The sequence below is a fragment of the Phenylobacterium sp. genome, from assembly GCF_031984885.1.
In the GTDB taxonomy this organism is placed as follows: domain Bacteria; phylum Pseudomonadota; class Alphaproteobacteria; order Caulobacterales; family Caulobacteraceae; genus Phenylobacterium.
In genome coordinates, this window is record NZ_DAMABV010000002.1 from 179225 (window position 1) to 200985 (window position 21761).

The window sequence follows — 21761 nt, forward strand, 5'->3', positions numbered from 1 at the left end:
CAAGCGCGCAGGTCGCGTCACGGGCCGTCTGGCGCCGCGGTCAGGGTTTCGTGCGCCGGTCGGCCCGGCGCTCGGGGCCGGCATATCTGGGGTCGTCGTGCCGCCGGCGATCGGGACCGAAATAGGTCGAGCTGCGAACGAACGGGCGGGCCCTGTCGATCACCCACTCGATCCGCTTCATCAGGTCCGCAGGCGTGATCGGCTTGACGCAGAACTCGTTCACGCCGGCGTCCCGCGCGGCCATGATCCGGGCGCGGTCGGCATGGCCGGTCAGCAGGATGATCGGCGTCAGGGGCGCGGGGCTCTCCGGGGCGTTGCGCAGCCAGCGCGCGAAGTCCACGCCCTCCTCGGGGCCCAGCATGTAGTCGAGGATGACGATGTCGCAGGGCGTCGTGCGCATCTGGGCCTGGGCGGCGGCGAGCGTCTGGGCGTCGTGAAGCTGATCGGCCCCGAACCCCCGCAGCATCGCCTTCACCAGGTTCACCGCGTGGGTGTTGTCGTCGACGATCAGGAAGCGCAGCCGATGCAGGGACGCGGACATGAGGCGCTGCTCCATTCCTGTCCCTGAAGTTGCGGAATTAGCGTAAATATTCCGTTCTTTGCGAGCTTCAGGGACAGGCGGGAGGCCTCAGTCCGCCAGCGCCTTGGCGGCCAGTTCGTAGACGTTCTTCGACAGCCCTTCGGTGGCCGCGATCCGCGCCAGTTGCGCCTTCATCAGCGCGCCCAGCTCGGGCTTGTAGCGCCGCCAGCCGCCCAGCGGTTCGACCAGGCGCGCCGCGGTCATCGGGTTGAATCCGTCCACGGCCAGGATCTGGTCGGCCAGGAACCGATAGCCCGCGCCGCTGGGGTCGTGGAACCGCGCCGGATTGAAGTTGGCGAAGGTCGAGACCAGGGCCCGCAGCCGATTGGGGTTCTTCTGGTCGAAGGCCGGGTGCGCGGTCAGCCCCATGACCCGGCCCAGGGCGGTCTCGTCCGGATCGCGGGCCTGCAGGGCGAACCACTTGTCGATCACCAGGGGCTCGGATTTCCAGCGGTCGAAGAAGTCGCTCAGCGCGTTTTCGTACAGCTCGCCGCCGACCAGCATCAGCGCCGACAGCCCGCCGATGGCGTCGGTCATGTTGACCGCCGCCCGATAGTGGCCGTCCGCCAGTTCGCCGATCTCCGCGCGGGGATTGGCGGCCATCAGGTCGAGGGCGGCGTTGCGCAGGGCGCGGCGTCCGGCGCTGGCGGCGTCCGGCGAGAACTCGCCCAGCTCCTGAAGCCCGATATGCAGCCGCTTCAGGTCTTCGGTCAGATGCAGCGCCAGCCGCGTGCGCAGCGCCTCGCGCGCCTCGTGGATCGCGGCCGGATCGGCGGGCTGGATCGCCAGGGCGAGGTCGGACTCGCTGGGCAGCGACAGCAGCAGCGCCTTGAACGCCGGATCGGAGGCCTGGTCGGCCAGGGCGCGGCCCAGCGCCTCGGCGAAACGCTCCTCGCCGACCTCGTCGGGAACGCCCTGGGCGCGGGCGATGATCAGGGCGCGGGCCAGTTCCTGGCCGGCCTCCCAGCGGTTGAACAGGTCGCTGTCCCCGGCAAGCTGCACGTAGCGGTCGGCCGGCCGCGCATCGGTGCTGAGGGTGACGGGGGAGGAGAAGCCGCGAAGCGCCGAAACCACGGGCGGCGCGTCGACGCCGGTCAGCGTCACCGAGGCGGCGGCGCTGTCGAGGACCACCAGGGTCTCGTCCATGGCGCGGCCGTCGCGTTCGAAGGCCAGCGTGCGGCCCTCGGCGTCCAGCAGGCCGACGACGACCGGGATGGGCAGCGGCTGCTTGGTCGGCTGGCCCGGCGTCGGCGGGGTCTGCTGCGTCAGGCCGATGGTCAGGGTCCTGGCCTCGGGATCATAGCTGTGGTTCAGCGAGACCTTCGGCGTGCCCGCCTGCTCGTACCAGGCGAAGAAGTCGGTCAGGTCCTGGCCGCTGGCCTCGGCGAAGCAGCGGATGAATTCCTCGACCGTCGTGGCGTGGCCGTCCCAGCGCTCGAAATAGAGGTCCATGCCCTGCCGGAACGCCTCGGCCCCGATCAGGGTCTTCAGCATCCGGATCACCTCCGCGCCCTTCTCGTAGATGGTCGCGGTGTAGAAGTTGTCGATCTTCAGATAGCTGGAGGGGCGGACCGGGTGGGCCAGCGGCCCCTGGTCCTCGGGGAACTGGCGCGCGCGCAGCGCCTTCACGTCCTTGATCCGCTGGACCGCGTGGCCGCGCATGTCGGCCGAGAAGCTCTGGTCGCGGAAGACCGTCAGGCCCTCCTTCAGGCATAGCTGGAACCAATCGCGGCAGGTGATCCGGTCGCCGGTCCAGTTGTGGAAGTATTCGTGGGCGACGACGCTCTCGATGCGCTCGTAGTCGAGGTCGGTGGCGGTCGCCGGGTCGGCCAGCAGCAGCGAGGAGTTGAAGATGTTCAACCCCTTGTTCTCCATGGCCCCGAAGTTGAAGTCGCGCACGGCGACGATCATGAAGAGGTCGAGGTCGTATTCGCGGCCGAACGCCTCCTCGTCCCACTTCATCGACCGCTTGAGGGCGTCCATGGCGTAGGCGGCGCGCGGGGCCATGCCCGGATCGACGAAGATGCGCAGGTCGACCGTGCGGCCGGTCATGGTGACCAGCTTGTCTTCCAGCACGTCCAGTTCGCCGCCGACCAGGGCGAACAGATAGGCCGGCTTGGGGAAGGGATCGTTCCAGACCGCGAAGTGGCGATCGCCGGGCAGGTCGCCGGTCTCCAGCAGGTTGCCGTTCGACAGCAGGTGGCGGAACGCCTTGTCGGCCACGATCCGCACGGTGAAGCGCGACAGCACGTCGGGCCGGTCGGGATACCAGGTGATCTTGCGGAAGCCCTCGGCCTCGCATTGGGTGCAGAAGCGGCCGCCGGACATGTAGAGCCCTTCCAGCGCCTTGTTGTTCTCCGGATCGATCTCGACCTCGGTGTCCAGGACGAAGACGTCCGGGACGTTCGGCACGGTCAGGAACTCGGCGTCGATGGTTCGCTCGCCCTCGGCCAGCAGGCGCCCGTCGACGGACACCGACACCGGCTTCAGCCGCTCGCCGTTCAGCACCAGCGGATCGGCGTGCCGGCCGTTGCGCCGGATGCTCAGCCTGGCCTTCACACGCGTGGTGGTCGGGGCGAGGTCGAAGTCCAGGCGGACCTCGTCGATGAGGAACGCGGGCGGGGTGTAGTCGGCGAGCCGGATCGGCTGGGGCGTGTCAGTGCGCATGGAGGGCATTTAGCCACGCCCCGCGCTGTCCGCCAGTACATGGATTTGAGGTTGGTCAAGGCGAAGCCGGCGGTTCGGCGCGATCTCTCCATCGTCAATAGCCATAAAATGAATGGGGATATTCATGACGACCGCTCGCCTCGCCCTTGTCCTGGGCGCCGCCCTCGCCTGCGCCGGGACCGCCGCCGCGCAGGACTTTCAGCCGAAGGAGAAGGGCCTGCTGATGCTCAACGCCCGGGTCACCGGCGTGCTGACCGATGCGGAGGACACGATCTACACCGCCGCCGGAGCCGACACCGGCCTGAAGGCCAAGGTCGGCGACGACGTCATGCCGACCATCGGCCTGACCTACTTCCTGACCGATCACCTCGCGGTCGAGGCCATCGCCGGCACGACCCGGCACGAGGTCAAGGCCGTGGGGCCCGGCACGGACGTGAAGGTGCACGAGACCTGGGTCCTGCCGCCGGTGGTGTCGCTGCAGTACCACTTCGCGCCGCAGGCCAAGGTCAGCCCCTATGTCGGCGCGGGCCTGAACTACATGATCTTCTACGGCGGCGAGGACGAGAACGGCTTCAAGGTCGATGTCGACGACGGCTTCGGCTACGCGCTGCAGGCGGGCGTGGACGTCGCCGTGAGCGGCCCGTGGAGCGCCAATCTCGACATCAAGAAGGTGTTCTTCGAGACCGACGCCAGCATCAACGGCGGCGCGCTCAAGACCAAGGTGAAGCTGGATCCCTGGGTGGTCTCGGCGGGCCTTGGCTACAGGTTCTAGCCCCTCACGCGGGCGGGAGCCGCCGCGCGCGAGTTCTGCGGTCAGGCCACCTCGGCCCTGGCGGGCGCGGGGCTCGCCGCCGGCGCTTCCCGGAACTGCCGGTCGAGCTTGGCGATCTCCTCGGCGATGCGTTGCAGCTCGGGCGGCGCGTCGCCGGCGCTCTCGTCGACGACCCGGACGACTTCGCGCGCCAGGGCCAGCAGGTGCGGCGCGCGGGTGATCAGGCGGGCCTGGAACTCGATCTTGTGGGGATCACGGTCATATTCGGCCCCAGGCACGCGCCAGCCGCCCCAGTCGGCGGCGTCGGTGACGATCACCGGGTAGGTGCCGGGATAGGGGTGGTGGCTGGCGTCTTCCTCGCTCTGCCACTTGTTGCGCGCGCGCAGCAGGCGCCAGGGCGGCGCGCCGGCGCTCAGCGCCTCGGCCCCGCTGTCCTGCTCGGCCTTCAACTCGTGGGCGTGGAACTCGCGGCCCAGCCCGACGTCGTAGGTGACCCGGACCGGCTCATCGAAGCCCTTGGCCCAGACCGGGACGATCTTCTCGATCGTCGCCCAGACGCCGACGCTCTCGACCCAGACCTTCTGGTTTCGCTGGAATATCGCCTTGGCCATGCGCGCGCCTTCGGGGAGACCTCGTTCAGCCCGCCATAAGACCCTGAAATTCTTGACGCGAGGTCAATCTTTTCAAGGCGCGCGCGCCGCGTATGGTGGCCGCCAAGAATGCAGTCAACCGGCCGGAAAACGGCGGAATGGGCGGAAATGAATTTCGACTTTTCAGACGATCAGAAGTTCCTGAAGAACGAGGCGCGCAAGTTCCTCGACGCCAATTGCCCGACCTCGCGCGTGCGCAAGGTGCTGGACGACGACGGCAAGGCCTATGACGAGGATCTCTGGAAGGCGGTGGCTGGCCAGGGCTGGCTCGGCGCGGCGATCCCCGAGGAACACGGCGGGCTGGGCCTGGGCCACCTCGAACTCTGCGTGATCGCCGAGGAACTGGGCCGCGTCGTGGCCCCGATCCCCTTCGCCTCGACGGTCTACTTCCTGGCCGAGGCGATCATGCTGGCCGGCAATGACGAGCAGAAGGCCCATCTGCTGCCGAAGATCGCCGCGGGCGAGGTGATCGGCGCAATCGCCACCTCCGAGGGCCCCGGCGTGCTGAACGCCTCCAGCCTCCAGTCCACGGTCAGCGACGGCAAGCTCAACGGCGTGAAGATCCCGGTGACGGACGGCGACATCGCCACCGTCGCCCTGGTCCTGGCCAAGGAGAACGGCAAGGCGGGCCTCTACCTGGCCGACCTGACCGACGCCTCGGTCGCTCGTGAGGCGGTCAAGACCCTGGACCCGACCCGCGACGCCGCCAGGCTGACCTTCAAGGACACCCCGGTCCGCCGCGTCGGGAACGCCGGCGAGGGCTTCGAACTGGTCGAGCAGATCTTCGACCGGGCCGCGGTGCTGCTGGCCTTCGAACAGACCGGCGGCGCCGACCGCTGCCTGGAGATGGCCAAGGAATACGCGCTGGAGCGCTACGCCTTCGGCCGGGTGATCGCCTCCTACCAGGCGATCAAGCACAAGCTCGCCGACATGTACGTCAAGAACGAGCTGTCGCGGTCCAACGCCTATTATGGCGCCTGGGCGCTGAACACCAACGCGCCGGAACTGCCGGTCGCCGCCAGCGCCGCGCGGATCGCCGCCAGCGAGGCGTTCTGGTTCGGGTCGAAGGAGAACATCCAGACCCACGGCGGCATCGGCTTCACCTGGGAAATGGACTGCCACCTCTACTATCGCCGCTCGCGCCAACTCTCGCTCGTGGCCGGTGCGCCGCGGGTCTGGAAGGAGCGCCTTGTCAGCCACCTCGAGCGCCGCAACGCGGCGGCCGCCGCCTAAGGGGACGCAGGATCATGGATTTCAACGACAGCCCCGAAGAAGCCGCCTACCGCCAGCAGGTCCGCGACTGGCTGGACGCCAACGCCCCCAAGGCGCGCGAAGGCTCGACCGATCCCGAGGCCGGCGACGGCATGGCCGCCTCCAAGGCCTGGCAGGCCAAGAAGGCCGCGGCCGGCTACGCCTGCATCACCTGGCCCAAGGAATGGGGCGGGCAGGGCGGCACGCCGGTGCAGCAGGTGATCTTCAACCAGGAAGAAGCCAAGCATCCGATCCCCGGCAATCCGTTCCAGATCGGCCTGGGCATGTGCCTGCCGACCGTGATGACCTTCGCCGACGAGGAGACCAAGAAGCGCTTCGTCGGCCCGGCCATCCGCGGCGAGGAGATCTGGAGCCAGCTATTCTCCGAGCCGTCGGGCGGTTCGGACGTGGCGGCTTCGCGGACCAAGGCCGAGCGGGTCGACGACGGCTCCGGCGACTGGGTGATCAACGGCCAGAAGGTGTGGACGACGGGCGCCCAGTTTTCCGACTACGGCATTGTCATCGTCCGGACCAACCCCGACGTGCCCAAGCACAAGGGCCTGACCATGTTCTGGCTCGACCTCAAGGATCCGGGGGTCGAGGTGAAGCCGATCCACCAGATGTCGGGCGGGTCGGGCTTCAACGAGGTGTTCTTCACCAACGTGCGGGTCAAGGACAGCCAGCGGCTGGGCGCCGAGGGCGACGGCTGGAAGGTCAGCCTGGTCACCCTGATGAACGAGCGGCTGGCGGTCGGCGGGGCCACCGGCGCGGGCTGGAGCCAGTTCATGGAGACCGCGCGCAAGACCCCGGGCCTCGACGGCGCCTCGGCGCTGCAGGACCAGTCGGTGCGCGAGAAGCTGGCCGACTGGTACGTCCAGGCCGAGGGGCTCAAGCACACCCGCAACCGGACCATGACCGCCCTCTCGCGCGGCCAGACGCCGGGGCCGGAAAGCTCGATCGGCAAGATCATCTCCGCCGTCCAGATGCAGGAACTGGCCAACACGGCGATCGAGATGCTCGATCAGTACGGGATCATCAACGACGAGGACCTGGCCCCGCTGAACGCCGCCTTCCACTGGTCGCTGATGTTCGCGCCCGGCCTGCGCATCGCCGGCGGCACCGACGAGATCCTGCGCAACATCATCGCCGAGCGCGTGCTGGGCCTGCCCGGCGACATCCGCGTCGACAAGGACGTCCCGTTCAAGGACATGCCGACCGGGCGCTGACGAGGCGGGAGGAGGCTCCCCGCGAGGGGAGCCTTGCCTTTGTCAGGCCCGCATCGGGACCACTTCGGCGGAGCTGCGGCCGGCGACCAGTTCGCCGTATATGCGGGTCAGCCCCTCGAAGGTGTTGTCCCAGCGGTGGCGCTGCTCGGCGCGGCGGCGGGCCGCGGCCTTCACCAGGGCCAGGTCGCGGGCGAACAGCGCCTCGATCGCCTCGGCCATGCCGGCCGGATCGACGCTGACGGCGCGCTGGCCGACCTGCTCGTCGATCAGCTCGGAAATGCCGCCGCGCGAGGGGCCGACCACCGGCAGGCCGGCGGCCAGCGCCTCCAGCACCACCAGGCCGAAGGGCTCGTTCTCGTTGGCGTGCACCAGGGCGTCGCAACTGGCGATGACGCCGGCCAGCTTCACCGGGTCGCGCTCGTAGCCCATCGGGATCACGCGCGGGGAGTAGTGGGTGTCCTTGGCCGCCCCGACCAGCAGCAGGTAGTAGGGCGCGCCGAGCCGTTCGACCGCGCAGATCAGGCTCTCGATGTTCTTCTCGCGCGCCGGGCGGCCGGCGAAGACCAGCAGGCGCGCCTGCGGCGGCAGGCCCAGCCGGCGCTTGAGCCTTGCGCCGTCGGCGCGGCCGGGATGGAACAGGTCGGTGTCCACGCCCAGCATCTGGACGCTCACCTTCTCGACCCCGGCCTCCGACAGCCGCTGGGCGATGTGGCGGCTGGGCGCCACCACGCGGTCGAACCGCTGGAAGGTCGCCGCCCAGTGCTTCATGGCCGGGGCCTCGGCCCATTCGCCGAAATGCAGGGCGGCCAGGGCCGCGGCGTCGGTATGGCAGAACCCCACCACCGGCACGCCCAGGGCCTCGCCGGCCTCGAGCGCCGCATGGCCGGGCACGAAGATGTCGCCGGCCTCGATGATGTCGGGCTCGAGCATGCGGATGACGGTTTCCCACTTGGCCGTGGAGGCGGGCATCCGATAGCCGTCGCCGAACGGCAGCCGCGCGGCGGCCACGCTGACCACGCCGTGCGCGGCCAGGCCGGTGGTCGGGCCGGGCACCACCAGCGTGTGGCTGATGTCCGGTCGTCGCCGCGCCAGCCAGTCGCGTTTCTGATGCAGGTAGCGCTTCACGCCGCCCGAACGCGGCGCGTACATCATGGTGGTGTCGATCAGGTGGAAACCCATGCGACCCGGCGCACCAAAATGTGGAGCTTCTGTCGGGTCCAGACGTATCAGATTCTCAGAGCGCGAGTCGGTGACGTCGAACACTCGCCGCCTCCCTCAAGTTTGGACCATGGGCTAACGAACGGGCGCCGGTTTGGTTTCTGATCCGAGCGCGAAGGATTGCGCCATGGCCGAGGGAGGGGCGCGTTAGTCCGCGCGCGGCTGGGCCTCGCCGGCGGCGCGCACGAGCTGGACGAACTCCGCCCGCAGGCCGAACGGATCCTCGCCGCGCGCGCCCTGGGCCAGGGCCGCCACGTCGCTCCAGCCATATCCGGCCTCGATGCGCGGATCGGCCTTGAGCATCTGTCCGAAGGCGGCGACGGCCAGCGCCCAGCGGGTGGGCTCGGGGGCGGCCTGTACGCTGGCATAGGCGTCGCGCCCGTCGATCGGACGCTCCATCAGCCTGGAGGCCGATCCGCCGGGCAGCTTGTAGCGCACCTTCAGATAGGCCAGTTCGCCGACCGGGCCCGCCGTGCGGGGCGCGGGCTGCGCGCCGTAGCGCAGCGGGTCGCTGGACGCGCGCGCGCCGACCGGGGTGATCTCGTAGAGCGCGGTCACCGAGGCGCGCGATCCGACCTCGCCGGCGTCGACCTGGTCGTTGTTGAAGTCCTCCCGCTGCAGCATCCGGGTCTCGTAGCCGATCAGCCGGTACTCGCTGACGCTGGCCGGGTTGAACTCGACCTGGATCTTCACGTCGTCGGCGATCGGGAACAGCGAGCTGGCGAAGTCGTCGCGCAGCAGTTTGCGCGCCTCGTTGAGGCTGTCGATGTAGGCCGCCGTGCCGTTCCCGTTCTGGGCCAGGGTCTGCATCATCACGTCGTTGTAGTTGCCGCGCCCGAACCCGTAGACCGACAGATAGGTCCCTTCCTTGCGCTTGGCGCTGACCAGGTCCTTCAGCCTGGCCGGGTCGGCGACGCCGACATTGAAGTCGCCGTCGGTCATCAGGATCACCCGGTTCACGGCCTTCGGATCGAAGTTCTGCCGGGCGAAGTCGTAGGCCAGCTTCAGTCCTTCGCCCCCGGCGGTCGATCCGCCGGCCCGCAGGGCGCCCAGGGCGCAGCGCACCTTCAGCTTGTTGCGCCCGTCGGTCGGCGCGAGCACGGCCCCGGCCGATCCGGCATAGGCGACGATCGAGACCCGGTCCTGCGGCCGCAACTGGTCGACCAGCAGGTTCAGCGACTTGATCGCCAGCGGCAGGCGATCCTCGCTCCACATCGAGCCGGAGGTGTCGACCAGGAACACCAGGTTGAGCGGCGGCTCGGTCTTGCGCGGCAGGTCATAGCCCTGCAGGCCGATGTGGATGATCTGGCGGTCCTTCGACCAGGGCGAGGGCGTCACCGCGACATAGGGACGGAAGGGCGTCGCGCGGTCGGCGGGCCGGGCGTAGCCGTAGTCGAAATAGTTGATCATCTCCTCGACCCGCACCGCGTCGGCCGGCGGGCGCGCGCCGTCGTTCAGGAAGCGCCGGACATTGGCGTAGGAGGCGGTGTCGACATCGACGGAGAAGGTGGACACCGGCTCCTCGGCGACGCGCCGGATGGGGTTGGCCTGGGCGCCCGGATAGCGCTCGGTGTCCATCGCCGGACGCGGCGGCGCGGGCGGCATGGCCATGCGCGCTTCGGCTTGTTCCAGGCGCTTCTGCACCGGCGGAATCGGCAGCGGCGGGATTTGCGGCAGCCCGGCCGCCATGGGCGGCGGCGGGGGAGGCGGCGCCGGCGCGGCGAGGCTTCCGCGATAGGCGCCGATCCGGGGCGAGGGGCCGCCGTAGCCGGGGCCCTGGGCCGGGAAGCCGAGCGCCTCGCACGCCGCCGGCGTCGGGACGCCGTCGCGGACGGCGGGCTGGGCCATTGGGGCGGCGGGAGCCGACGCCGCCATCACCGCGGCGAGGCCGGTCGTCGAGACGCTACGCAACATCTTCTGCACGGCCATGGCGAACCTCTCTCGTTCCATGGCGGAGCTTGGCGCGCCGGCTGCGGCGAAATATCGGCGTGATCGCGGCCGGGCGGCGGCATTGCATCGCGCCAGTTTTATGAGAATAGCTCGCAGAAGCGATTGCATCTCTGGGTTTGTGTGTTAATGCGACCCAATTGCAGAAGCTTGAGTTTGAGGGGGTTGCTTTGATTGCGCCGATTGCCCGCGTCCTGATGAATACCAGTGCGGGTGTTTGCCTCGCATTCGCCGGCGGAGCCGCCTTCGCCGAGGTCGAGCCCGAGGATCGCCGCAAGCCGCCGGCCCCCCGTGCGGTCAGCGTCGCCAGCGCCGCGGTCGACGCCAATGACAACGTCAACGACATCGAGGGCGTGGTGGTCACCGCCGCCGGCTTCGAACAGAAGATCGTCGATGCGCCCGCCAGCGTGACCGTGATCCCGCGCAGCGAACTGCAGCAGATGCGCGCCACCAACCTGGCCGAGGTGCTCGCCACGGTCGAGGGCGTGGACGTCGGCGGTTCGGTCGGCAAGACCGGCGGCCTCAACATCAACATCCGCGGCATGGGCAGCGACTACACGCTGATCCTGATCGACGGCCGCCGCCAGAACACCGCCGGCAGCGTGACCCCGAACGGCTTTGGCGAAACCTCCACCAGCTTCCTGCCGCCGGTCAGCGCCATCGAGCGGATCGAGGTCGTGCGCGGCCCGGTCTCCACGCTCTACGGCTCGGACGCCATGGGCGGGGTGGTCAACATCATCACCCGCAAGGTCGGCGAGACCTGGGGCGGCTCGGTCACCCTGGACGGCACGATCCAGACCAACGACGAGTTCGGGAACATCTACGGCGGCAACCTCTATGCCAGCGGCCCCCTGGTTCCGGGCCTGGTCGGCCTGACCCTGCGCGGCTCGTTCGTCGACCGCGAGGCTTCGCGCCTGACCTTCGAGAACGTCAACGGGCAACCGACGCCGGTCGCCGGCTTCGGCCGCAGCCCGACCAAGAGCGAGGTCCGCGGCTACGGCGCGCGGCTTAGCTGGACGCCGATCGACAGCATGGACTTCTGGCTGGACGCCGACGTCGGGACCCAGTGGTACGACAACTCCCAGGGCCAGATGGGCACCAACACCGTCGCCGGCGGCTATGCCGACGCCCTGGAGTTCAACCGCCAGCAATACGCCCTGGCCCACAACTGGCGCCTGCCGTTCGGGGTTCTGGAAAGCAACCTTTCGCGCGGGATCACCGAGACCAAGGGCCGGATCATCCCGCCCGGCGTCGCCGGCGCCGGCGGTCCGCGGACCCTGGAATCCACCAACACCATCTTCGACACCAAGTTCTATTCGCAGTGGCGCAACCACACCTTCACCGTCGGCGGCCAGTACTGGGACGCCGAGATGGTCGACGGCGTGGCCCCCGACACCTTCGAGCACCAGCAGTGGGCGATCTACGCCGAGGACGAGTGGCGCTTCACCGACAGCCTGGCCCTCACGATCGGCGCGCGGCATGACGACCACAGCAAGTTCGGCGGCCACTTCAGCCCGCGCGCCTACCTGGTCTGGAACGCCAACGAGCACTGGACGGTCAAGGGCGGCGTCAGCCAGGGCTTCAAGACCCCGCGCCTGGAGCAGCTCGCCAGCGGCATCAACGGCTTCGGGAACCAGGGGCGCCTGCCGCTGCTGGGCACGCCGACCCTGACGCCGGAAACCAGCACGAGCAGCGAGATCGGCGTCTATTACGACAGCCTGGAAGGCTTCTCGGCGAACCTCACGGTCTTCGACAACCAGTTCAAGGACAAGATCGCCACCGGCCAGCCGGTCGCCAACTGCAGCGCCGGCCTGACGCTGGAGCAGTACAATTCCGGCGTCGGCGGCCCGGCCGGCTGCGTCGACGTCGGCTTCTTCCCCGGCTTCCCGACCTTCGGCCAGAGCGTGAACATCGACGAGGCCGTGACCCGCGGCGTCGAGATGGCGATGCGCGCGCGCTTCCTCGAGGCCTGGACCCTGTCGGCCAACTACACCTACACCGACAGCGAGCAGAAGAGCGGCGCATCGGCCGGCCAGAAGCTGACCGACACGCCCGAGCACATGGCCAACGCCGACCTGCGCTGGAACGCCACCGACCGGCTGACCGCGTGGCTGCGCGGCGAGTATCGCAGCGAGCGGTTCCGCAGCGACGCGGCGGCGCGGGCCGCGCTGGGCGACTTCAAGGCCTACAGCCTGTTCCATGTGGGCGGGTCGTTCCAGGTCACCGAGCGCGTGACCGTCAACGCCACGATCTACAACCTGTTCGACAAGGACTTCGTGCGCCTGCTGCCCTACGGTTCGCCCGTGGCCTATGCGCCGGAATACACCAACAACCAGGAGCCGCGGCGCCTGTGGCTGTCGGTGAAGGTCGACTTCTAGTCGCCGGATTTCCCAAGCGGACATGAAGAAGGCCGCGCCCTCCGGGGCGCGGCCTTCGACGTTTTCAGGCGCTGGCCTAGTTCTTCAGCGCGTCGCGCGCGGCGTCCTTGATGTCGCCGACGCCCTTCTGGATCTTGCCTTCGAGCTTTTCAGCGGCGCCCTCGGCTTCCAGGCGCTGGTCGCCGGTCGCCTTGCCGGCGGCCTGCTTGACCGACCCGACGGCTTCCTTGGCGGCGCCCTTGATGGTGTCCTTGTGCATGCTGAACTCCTTGCGACTGGAGGAAGGAGTACGCGGGGCGGCGGGTATCGTTCCCTGGCTCAGCCCTGCGCCAGCCGGTCGAGCAAGGCGGCGAAGGCCGAGCGGGCGACCTTTCGGGCGGTTTCGTCCTCCAGCATGCGCCGCGCGTCGTTGTGGCCCAGGACGTAGCTCTTCATCTGGAACGCGGCCATGGCGACGGCCTCGTCGGCCAGCGGCGGCTCGCGCAGGGCCTTCATCTCGCGGGCCAGGGTCCTGCGCCACTGGCGCACCCGTTTCTGCAGCAGGTCGCGCAGCGGGCCGGGCTGGTCGTCCAGCTCGATGCTGGCCGCCATGATCAGGCAGCCGCCGGCCGCCTTCTCGACCTCCGACCAGTCCAGCCAGCGCTCGAAGATGGTCTCCAGCCGCGCCCGGCCGGGGGGCAGGGCCTCGGCCGGAGCCCAGACGAACTCGACGAAGCGGTCGAACTCCTGCTCCAGCGCGACGAGCTCCATCGCCTCCTTGGACTCGAAATGTTTGAACAGGCCGCTCTTGGAGAGCCCCACGGCCGCGGCCACGTCGTTCAGGCTGACGGCGCCGAATCCCCGCAGCGCGGCCTGCCGCGCCGTCTCCTCCAGGATCCGCGCCCGTGTCGCATCGCCCTTGCGCAAGCCTGGCCCTCCCTGGCGCTTGACAAAAAGTGACCGATCGTGCTCTTTCTGCCGTCAGTGACCGATCGTGCCTTTTTTAAGACGTTGGAACTGATCATGCAATTTCAGGCTCTCCCCGCCGCCTTCGCCGCGGCCTCCCTGCTGGTCGCCGGCCCCGCCTTCGCGGCCGGCTTCTCGGCCAGCGCCAAGCTCGCCGTCCCGGTCTCCACCCCCACCGCCACGGTGGTCGACGGCGTCGAATGGACGTGCGAGGGCGATACCTGCAAGGGAACCGCCGAACGCCGCGCGAGCCTCGATTCCATCATCAAGGAATGCCGCAAGGTCTCGGCCGCGCTCGGCCCGCTGGCCGGCTACAACAGCCGCGGCCGGGCCTTGAGCGAACGCAACGTCGTCATCTGCAACCGCCTGGCGGCGGAAAACCGGACCGACAGCGAACTCGCCGCGAAATAGTCGGCGGCAGCGCCGCCCGCCCTTGTTCCTGCTCGGGGCGGGCGGCGTTTTCTTCGGCGTGCGGGCCCTCGTGCGTCCCGCCGCATTGCGCCGACGGCTCCTGACGGCTATCTCCCTCCCCGAATTCCCTGATCTTTTCGGCAGAGCGAGCGCGGACGCCTCATGGCGCAGCAGTATATTTTCCAGATGCAGGGCCTCACCAAGGCCTATCCCGGCGGCAAGAAGGTGTTCGAGAACATCTGGCTGTCGTTCTACTCGGACGCCAAGATCGGCGTCGTCGGGGTGAACGGCTCGGGTAAGTCGACCCTGCTGAAGATCATGGCCGGGATCGACAAGGAGTATAACGGCGAGGCCAAGGCGGCCGACGGCGTGAAGATGGGCTACCTGGAGCAGGAGCCGCAGCTCGACGAGCAACTGAACGTCTGGGGCAACGTCATCGCCTGGTGCGAAGAGAAGAAGATCTTCGACCGCTACAACGAGATCGCCGCCAAGCTGGGCGAGGACTATTCCGACGAACTCATGGAGGAGATGACCGCCCTCCAGGAGAAGATCGACGCCGGCGACCTGTGGGACATCGACAGCCGCGTCGAGATGGCCATGGACGCCCTGCGCTGCCCGCCCAACGACTGGCCGGTGGACAAGCTGTCGGGCGGTGAGAAGCGCCGCGTGGCGCTGGCCCGCCTGCTGCTCTCCAAGCCGGACATGCTGCTGCTCGACGAACCGACCAACCACCTGGACGCCGAGTCCGTGGCCTGGCTGCAGCATCACCTGGAAGCCTTCCCGGGCTGCGTGATCCTCGTCACCCACGACCGCTACTTCCTCGACCAGGTCACCAAGTGGACGCTGGAGCTGGACCGCGGCAAGGGCCACCCCCACGAGGGCAACTATTCCAGTTGGCTGGAGGCCAAGACCAAGCGGATCGTCCAGGAGCAGTCGGAGTCCGAGGCCCGCCAGCGCGCCATGACCCGCGAACTGGAATGGGTCCGCTCGGGCGCCAAGGCCCGCCAGGCCAAGTCCAAGGCCCGCCTGGCGGCCTATGAGGACATGGTGCGCGAACAGGAGAACTCGCGTCAGGCGCAGAGCTTCTCGACCATCCAGATCCCGCCCGGGCCGCGCCTGGGCAACGTGGTGATCGAAGCGAACAACCTGTCGAAGTCCTATGGCGACAAGGTGCTGTTCGAGAACCTCTCGTTCAGCCTGCCGCCGAACGGCATCGTCGGCGTCATCGGCCCGAACGGCGCCGGCAAGTCGACCCTGTTCCGGATCATCACCGGCCAGGAGCAGCCCGACGCCGGCACGTTCCGCCTCGGCGAGACCGTGAAGCTCTCCTATGTGGACCAGAGCCGCGACGCGCTCGATCCCAACAAGACCATCTGGCAGGAGGTCTCCCAGGGCCTCGACATCCTCACGGTCGGCAAGCGCGAGATCAACACGCGCTCGTATGTGGGCTCGTTCAACTTCAAGGGCGGCGACCAGCAGAAGAAGGTCGGCCTGCTGTCGGGCGGTGAGCGCAACCGCGTCCACCTGGCCAAGACCCTGACCACCGGCGGCAACGTCATCCTGCTCGACGAACCGACCAACGACCTGGACATCGAGACCCTGCAGAACCTCGAAGAGGCGCTGGAGGAATTCGCCGGCTGCGCCGTGGTCATCTCCCACGACCGCTGGTTCCTGGACCGCCTGGCCACCCACATCCTGGCCTTCGAAGGCGACAGCCACGTCGAGTGGTTCGAGGGCAACTTCGAAGCCTACGAAGAGGACAAGAAGCGCCGCCTGGGCGCCGACAGCCTGATCCCGCACCGGATCAAGTTCCAGAAGTTCACGCGCTGATCGCGAGCTTCATCGAAGCCAGGGGGCCGGCGGCGACGCCGGCCCTTTTTCGTTGAACTCAAGCAGCCCGCCCGATCACCACGCCGGTCATGCTGATCGCCCCCAGGTCGATGGCGTCGTTGAAGAAGGTGACCTCGTCGTCCTGGCCCTGGGCGCCCAGCACGTAGAGCAACGGCAGGTAGTGCTCGTCGGTCGGGATGGAGAGCCGCGCGTCCTCGCCCAGGCTCATCCAGTCGACCAGCGGCGCGTGGTCGCGGGCGGCGATCAGGGCCTTCACCGTCTCGTTGAAGCGGTCGGCCCAGTCGAGCGGCTGGGCGTCCTGGGCGCGGATCGCCAGGCGCAGGTTGTGCACCCAGTCGCCGGAGCCGACGATCAGCACGCCTTCGTCGCGCAGCTCGGCCAGCTTCAGGCCCAGCTCGTAGTGGAACGAGGGCGGCTGGCGCAGGTCGATGGCCAGTTGCAGCACGGGCGCGTCGGCCTGCGGGAACATGTGCATCAGCACCGACCAGGTCCCGTGGTCTAGGCCCCAGTCGTGGTCGTGGCGAACCGGCACGGGCGCCAGCAGGTCGCTCACCCGCTCGACCAGCCAGGGATCGCCGGGCGCGGGGTATTGGATGTCGTAGAGCGGCTTCGGAAAGCCGTAGAAGTCGTGGATGGTCCGCGGGTGGCTCATCGCCGTGATCGCCGTCTCCTCGACGTACCAGTGGGCCGATACGCACAGGATCGCCTTGGGGCGCGGCAGGCTCGCGCCCAGCTCGCGCCAGGCCTGCGCATAGTCGCCGCCGAGGGCGTTCATCGGGCTGCCGTGGCCGACGAAGATCGCCGGCATGTGGGGGACGCGTTCGCTCATGACGCCCTTCTAGATCGGTAGAGCTTCGCCGCTCGTCAATCGACCGCGTCAATCTCGCGCAAATCACGCAGCAGCGACAGGGCGCCGGCGAGGCGGCGGGCAGCCGCGCCGGAATCGCCCGGGATCGTCACGCGGCGCATGACGGCCTCCCGCGACCCTGGCTATAGGAAGGCGAAAGTTCGGAGAACCCCATGACCGACAAGCCGCTCGTCCTGCTCTCGCATCAGATGCTGACCCCGGTCCAGGCGCCCCTGGAGGCGGCCGGGTACGAGGTCGCGCGCCGATGGGAGCTCGAGCCGGGCCAGGCCGAGGCGGTCAGGGCGATCGTCCACGCCGGGGAGATCCCGCTGACGCCCGACTTCCTGGCGAGCCTGCCCAGGCTCGGCCTGATCGCCAATGTCAGCGTCGGCTATGACGGCGTCGACGTGCCCTGGTGCCGGGCGCGGGGGATCGAGGTCACCCACGCCAAGGGTCTGAACGCCGACGACGTCGCCGATCACGCCCTGGGCCTGCTGATCGCCGGCTGGCGCAACATCGTGGCCGGCGACGCGGTCGTGCGCGCCGGCGGCTGGCGCGATGATCCGCGGGTCGGCAACCGTCCGGGCCTGCGGGGCCGCAAGCTGGGGATCATGGGGCTGGGCGCCATCGGCGAGGCGGTGGCCGTGCGGGGCGCGGCCATGGGCATGGAGATCGCCTGGTGGGGCCCGCGCGAGAAGCCGGGCGCGGCCTGGCCGCGCGCTGCGAGCCTGGTGGCCCTGGCGGAGGCCAGCGACATCCTGGTCGTCGCCTGCCGCGCCGACGAGAGCAATCGCAAGGCGGTGAACCGCGAGGTGCTCGACGCCCTGGGGCCGCGCGGCATGGTGGTCAACGTCGCCCGCGGCTCGGTGATCGACGAGGATGCGCTGATCGCGGCGTTGAAGGAGGGGCGCCTGGGCCGCGCGGCCCTGGACGTGTTCGAAACCGAACCGACGCCGGCCGCGCGCTGGGCCGACGTACCCAACACGGTGCTCACGCCGCACAGCGCCGGCGGGACGGTGGATTCGATCCCGCGCATGGTCGGTCAAGCGCTGGAGAACGTGCGGCGGTTCGTGGCCGGCGAACCGGTCATGAGCCCGGTCTAACCGCCCCTCCGCCGGTGTGCTATAAGGGTTCGCGCAAGCTCCCGCACAACTTGACATAAAGACATAAAGATATCTTTATGCGCCTATGGCGCTCTCGACGAGTCAGGCGGTGGATATCTTGCGTGCGGCGGGGGAGCCGACGCGCCTGCGCATCCTCGCCTTGCTGTCCGTCGAAGAGCTGGCGGTGCTGGAACTCTGCCGGGTCCTGGACCAGAGCCAGCCGCGGGTCTCCCGCCACCTGAAACTGCTGGCCGAGGCTGGCCTGGTGGAGCGGTTTCCGGACGGCGCCTGGGTCTTCTACCGGCTGGTGACCAGCGGCGACGCGCGCCATCTGACCGACCAGACGTTGCAGCTCGTCGATCCCTCCGACGAGATCATCGCCCGTGACGCCGAGCGGCTACAGGCGGTGCGCGGCGAGCGCTCGGCCGAAGCCGGTGAGTATTTCGCCCGCAACGCCGCGCGCTGGGACGAGATCCGTTCGCTCTACGTGTCGGAGACCGCGGTGGAGGAGGCGATCCTGGCCGCCACCGGCCCCGGGCCGTTCAGGCGGCTGGTGGATCTCGGCTCGGGCACAGGCCGCATGCTGACCCTGCTGGGCCCCCACGCCGAGGCGGCCATTGGCCTCGACCTCTCGCAGCAGATGCTGAACATCGCCCGCAATCACGTCGCCGAGGCGGGATTGGAAGGGTTCGAGCTGCGCCACGGCGACATCTTCGGCACCCGTCTGCCGGGGGGCAGCGCCGACCTGGTCGTGGTCCATCAGGTCCTGCACTACCTGGCCGACCCGGCCGCCGCCGTGCGCGAGGCCGCGCGCCTGGTGGCCGAGGGCGGACGCCTGCTGATCGTCGACTTCGCCCCGCACGCCCTGGAGTTCCTGCGCGAGCAGCACCAGCACCGCCGCCTCGGCTTCGCCGAGCCGGAAATGGCCCGCTGGCTGGGCGAGGCGGGCCTTTCCAACATCCGCGTCACCGCCTTGCCGCCCGCCCGGGCTGAAGGCCTGACCGTGAAAATCTGGGTCGCCGAGCGCGGCCGCATGCCTCAAAGGAGCGCCGCATGAGCCCTCATGAAACCGCGCTCGGACCTGTCGCCCGTGCGGCCGCCGGAAACGCGCGCCGCCCGTCTGTGTCGTTCGAGTTCTCGCCCCCCAAGACGCCCGAGGCCGAAGAGAGCCTGTGGGAGGCGATCCGCCGGCTGGAGCCGCTGAATCCGTCGTTCGTCTCGGTGACCTACGGCGCCGGCGGCTCGACCCGCGACCGCACCCACCGCACGGTCGTCAGGATGCTGAAGGAGACGACCCTAAAACCTGCCGCTCACCTGACCTGCGTGGAGGCCTCGAAGGCCGAGGTCGACGAGGTGGTCCAGGCCTATTGGGACGCCGGCATCCGCCACATCGTCGCCCTGCGCGGCGACCCGCCCGGCAATATCGGCGGGGTCTATGTCCCGCGCGCCGACGGCTATCTCAACGCCACCGAACTGACCGCCGGCATCAAGGCTGTCGCGCCGTTCGAGGTCAGCGTCAGCCTCTATCCGCAGATCCACCCGGAAAGCCCGTCGATCGATCACGACATCGACGTGCTGAAGGCCAAGGTCGACGCCGGGGCGACCCGGGCGATCACCCAGTTCTTCTACGACATCGACGCCTACCTGTTCTTCATGGACAAGCTGCGCAAGGCGGGCGTGAACATCCCGGTGTCGCCGGGGATCATGCCGGTGTCGAACTACAAGGGCCTCAAGAAGATGGCCGGGCCGGTGGGCATTCCGCTGCCGGCGTGGCTGGGCAACCTGTTCGAGGGCCTCGACAAGGACCCCGAGACCCGCAAGCTGATCGCCGCCTCGGTGGCTTCGGAAATGTGCGTGCGGCTGGCCGAGGAAGGCTATTCCGACTTCCACTTCTACACCCTCAACCGGGCCGACCTGGTCTATGCGATCTGCCGGGTGTTGGGCGTGCGGGAGACGCCGACCGCGCCGAGCGAGGTGGCGGCGTGAGGGTCCTGAGCGCAGTCCTGGCCCTGGCGGCCGTGGCGGGGCCGACGATGGCGGCCGACCCGGCCAACTGGGCCCAGCCGATGCAGCCGTTCCGCATCGCCGACAACCTCTACTATGTCGGGACGGCCGGGCTGACCTCGCTGCTGATCACCACGCCCAAGGGCCATATCCTGATCGACGGCGCCGTGCCCGTCGCGGCCAAGGGCATCAAGGCGAACATTGCGGCGCTGGGCTTCAAGCCGGCCGACGTGAAGATCCTGCTCAACAGCCATGCGCATTTCGATCACTCCGGCGGCCTGGCCGAGCTGAAGGCCGACACCGGCGCGAAGATGTTCGCCTCGGCCGGCGACAAGGCCGCGCTGGAGACCGGGACCTATCCAGGCTGGGAAGACCGCAAGCACCTCGACTTCGCGCCGGTGAAGGTCGATCGGGTGCTGAAGGACGGCGACAAGGTCGAACTCGGCGGCGTGACCCTGACCGCCCACCTGACCCCGGGCCACAGCGCCGGCTGCACCACTTGGACCTTCCCGCTGAAGGTGGACGGCAAGGTGCGCCAGGTCATCTACCACTGCAGCACCAGCGTGGCGCTGAACCGCCTGGTCTCCAAGGACAAGGGCCCGCAGTACCCGGGCATCGTGGGCGACTATCTGGCGACCTTCGCCAAGCTGAAGGCCATGAAGGCCGACGTCTTCCTGGCGCCCCACGCCGAGAGCTTCAGGCTGGCCGACAAGCGGGCCAGGCTGGGGACCGGCCCCAATCCCTTCGTCGACCCGAGCGAACTGGCGGCGGCCGTCGCCAGCTCGGAACGCGACTTCAACAAGGCGCTCGCCAAGCAGCAGGAGGCTGCACGATGACCGCACGTCAGGACCGTATCGCCGCGCTCAAGCAGATCGCGAAGGAGCGCATCCTCATCCTCGACGGCTCGTGGGGGGTGATGATCCAGAAGCGCGGCCTCGACGAGGCCGATTATCGCGGCGAGCGTTTCGCCGGCCACAGGCTGGAGCTCAAGGGCAACAACGACCTGCTCTGCATCACGCGGCCGGACATCATCGGCGACCTGCACGACCAGTATTACGCCGCCGGCGCCGACATCTCCGAGACCAACACCTTCTCGGCGACCACCATCGCCCAGGCCGAGTACGAGTGCGGCGAGGCGGTCTACGACATCAACTTCCAGGGCGCGAAGATCGCCCGCGAGCGCGCCGACGCCTGGAGCGCCAAGGAACCGGGGAAGCCGCGCTTCGTCGCCGGCTCGATCGGACCGCTGCCCAAGATGCTGTCGATGTCGTCGGACGTAAACGATCCGGGCGCGCGCCTCGTCACCTTCGACGAAGTCTACCAAGCCTATCGCGAGCAGATGATCGCGCTGCACGACGGCGGCGTGGACATGTACCTGATCGAGACCATCACCGACACGCTCAACTGCAAGGCCGCGATCAAGGCGATCCTCGACCTCGAGGACGAGGGCTATGAGCCGCTGCCGATCTGGATCTCCGGCACCATCACCGACCGCTCGGGCCGCACCCTGTCGGGCCAGACGGTCGAGGCGTTCTGGAACTCGGTGAAGCACGCCAAGCCGTTCGCCATCGGCCTGAACTGCGCGCTGGGCGCGGACCTGATGCGGCCGCACATCGCCGAGCTGGCACGCGTCGCAGACACCCTGGTCTCGGCCTATCCGAACGCGGGCCTGCCCAACGCCATGGGCGAATACGACGAGCAGCCGCACCAGACCGGCCATCAACTGCACGAATGGGCCGAGCAGGGCTTGGTCAACATCCTGGGCGGCTGCTGCGGCACCACGCCCGACCACATCAGGCACGTCGCCGAGGCCGTCGCCGGCCTGACGCCCCGCCAGCCGCCCGAGCGGCCCAGGGCGATGCGGCTCGCCGGCCTCGAACCGTTCGAGCTCGCCTAGGTCCGCGCGCGGAC

General features: G+C 68.9%; 19 protein-coding genes. 11 read left to right on the plus strand and 8 right to left on the minus strand.

Annotation, left to right across the window (positions count from 1 at the left end):
- Positions 1–40: 40 nt before the first annotated feature.
- Together RTL41_RS04270 and pepN are read right to left on the minus strand one after the other, a co-directional pair.
- Positions 41–541 (minus strand): response regulator, encoded by a 501-nt coding sequence (locus RTL41_RS04270; protein ID WP_312161679.1) that lies wholly within the window; start codon positions 539–541, stop codon positions 41–43.
- 87 nt (positions 542–628) lie between these two features.
- Positions 629–3247: an aminopeptidase N gene (gene pepN, locus RTL41_RS04275; RefSeq protein ID WP_312161681.1), complete on the minus strand. Its 2619-nt coding sequence runs from the start codon at positions 3245–3247 to the stop codon at positions 629–631.
- A 124-nt stretch (positions 3248–3371) separates the two neighbouring features.
- Here pepN and RTL41_RS04280 point away from each other — a divergent pair, with 124 nt between their 5' ends.
- Positions 3372–4019 carry an OmpW family outer membrane protein gene (locus RTL41_RS04280; RefSeq protein ID WP_312161683.1) on the plus strand — a complete coding sequence of 216 codons (648 nt, stop codon included), beginning with the start codon at positions 3372–3374 and terminating at the stop codon, positions 4017–4019.
- A 41-nt stretch (positions 4020–4060) separates the two neighbouring features.
- On the opposite strand, the gene RTL41_RS04285 is transcribed toward RTL41_RS04280, so the two are convergent.
- Positions 4061–4630, minus strand: coding sequence for a hypothetical protein (locus RTL41_RS04285; RefSeq protein ID WP_312161685.1), 570 nt, complete (start codon positions 4628–4630; stop codon positions 4061–4063).
- A 147-nt stretch (positions 4631–4777) separates the two neighbouring features.
- Here RTL41_RS04285 and RTL41_RS04290 point away from each other — a divergent pair, with 147 nt between their 5' ends.
- Both RTL41_RS04290 and RTL41_RS04295 read left to right on the plus strand, forming a co-directional pair.
- Positions 4778–5902, plus strand: coding sequence for an acyl-CoA dehydrogenase family protein (locus RTL41_RS04290; RefSeq protein WP_312161687.1), 1125 nt, complete (start codon positions 4778–4780; stop codon positions 5900–5902).
- A gap of 14 nt (positions 5903–5916) precedes the next feature.
- Positions 5917–7146, plus strand: coding sequence for an acyl-CoA dehydrogenase family protein (locus tag RTL41_RS04295; protein ID WP_312161689.1), 1230 nt, complete (start codon positions 5917–5919; stop codon positions 7144–7146).
- Positions 7147–7188: 42 nt separating this feature from the next.
- Here the strand turns inward: RTL41_RS04295 and RTL41_RS04300 are convergent, their stop codons facing one another.
- Both RTL41_RS04300 and RTL41_RS04305 read right to left on the minus strand, forming a co-directional pair.
- Entirely contained in the window at positions 7189–8325 is a 1137-nt protein-coding gene (locus RTL41_RS04300; protein WP_312161691.1) for a glycosyltransferase, read from the minus strand.
- A gap of 186 nt (positions 8326–8511) precedes the next feature.
- Entirely contained in the window at positions 8512–10293 is a 1782-nt protein-coding gene (locus tag RTL41_RS04305; protein WP_312161693.1) for a VWA domain-containing protein, read from the minus strand.
- A 215-nt stretch (positions 10294–10508) separates the two neighbouring features.
- Here RTL41_RS04305 and RTL41_RS04310 point away from each other — a divergent pair, with 215 nt between their 5' ends.
- Positions 10509–12689 carry a TonB-dependent receptor domain-containing protein gene (locus RTL41_RS04310; protein WP_312161695.1) on the plus strand — a complete coding sequence of 727 codons (2181 nt, stop codon included), beginning with the start codon at positions 10509–10511 and terminating at the stop codon, positions 12687–12689.
- 76 nt (positions 12690–12765) lie between these two features.
- Here the strand turns inward: RTL41_RS04310 and RTL41_RS04315 are convergent, their stop codons facing one another.
- Together RTL41_RS04315 and RTL41_RS04320 are read right to left on the minus strand one after the other, a co-directional pair.
- Complete coding sequence (locus RTL41_RS04315; RefSeq protein WP_312161697.1) at positions 12766–12948, minus strand: CsbD family protein; 183 nt, start codon at positions 12946–12948, stop codon at positions 12766–12768.
- Between the two features lie 59 nt (positions 12949–13007).
- Complete coding sequence (locus RTL41_RS04320; RefSeq protein WP_312161699.1) at positions 13008–13595, minus strand: TetR/AcrR family transcriptional regulator; 588 nt, start codon at positions 13593–13595, stop codon at positions 13008–13010.
- 39 nt (positions 13596–13634) lie between these two features.
- Between RTL41_RS04320 and RTL41_RS04325 the strand changes: the two genes are divergently transcribed.
- Together RTL41_RS04325 and ettA are read left to right on the plus strand one after the other, a co-directional pair.
- Complete coding sequence (locus tag RTL41_RS04325; protein ID WP_312161701.1) at positions 13635–14045, plus strand: CC_3452 family protein; 411 nt, start codon at positions 13635–13637, stop codon at positions 14043–14045.
- Positions 14046–14207: 162 nt separating this feature from the next.
- Positions 14208–15875: an energy-dependent translational throttle protein EttA gene (ettA, locus tag RTL41_RS04330; RefSeq protein WP_312161702.1), complete on the plus strand. Its 1668-nt coding sequence runs from the start codon at positions 14208–14210 to the stop codon at positions 15873–15875.
- Between the two features lie 58 nt (positions 15876–15933).
- On the opposite strand, the gene ygiD is transcribed toward ettA, so the two are convergent.
- Positions 15934–16725, minus strand: a complete 792-nt coding sequence (ygiD, locus tag RTL41_RS04335) for a 4,5-DOPA dioxygenase extradiol (RefSeq protein WP_312161703.1) — start codon at positions 16723–16725, stop codon at positions 15934–15936.
- 191 nt (positions 16726–16916) lie between these two features.
- Between ygiD and RTL41_RS04340 the strand changes: the two genes are divergently transcribed.
- From RTL41_RS04340 to RTL41_RS04360, 5 genes are all read left to right on the plus strand, one after another.
- Positions 16917–17846, plus strand: coding sequence for a 2-hydroxyacid dehydrogenase (locus RTL41_RS04340; RefSeq protein ID WP_312161706.1), 930 nt, complete (start codon positions 16917–16919; stop codon positions 17844–17846).
- Between the two features lie 85 nt (positions 17847–17931).
- Positions 17932–18903 (plus strand): metalloregulator ArsR/SmtB family transcription factor, encoded by a 972-nt coding sequence (locus RTL41_RS04345; protein WP_312161707.1) that lies wholly within the window; start codon positions 17932–17934, stop codon positions 18901–18903.
- On the plus strand, positions 18900–19832 hold the full coding sequence (metF, locus tag RTL41_RS04350; protein ID WP_312161708.1) for a methylenetetrahydrofolate reductase [NAD(P)H]: 933 nt from the start codon (positions 18900–18902) through the stop codon (positions 19830–19832). The genes RTL41_RS04345 and metF overlap by 4 nt, the downstream gene beginning before the upstream one ends.
- Positions 19829–20686: a subclass B3 metallo-beta-lactamase gene (gene bla, locus RTL41_RS04355; RefSeq protein WP_312161710.1), complete on the plus strand. Its 858-nt coding sequence runs from the start codon at positions 19829–19831 to the stop codon at positions 20684–20686. Before metF ends, bla begins: the two co-directional genes overlap by 4 nt.
- A complete protein-coding gene (locus tag RTL41_RS04360; RefSeq protein ID WP_312161712.1) occupies positions 20683–21747 on the plus strand; it encodes a homocysteine S-methyltransferase family protein in 1065 nt (354 codons plus the stop codon). The genes bla and RTL41_RS04360 overlap by 4 nt, the downstream gene beginning before the upstream one ends.
- The last annotated feature ends 14 nt before the right edge of the window (positions 21748–21761 follow it).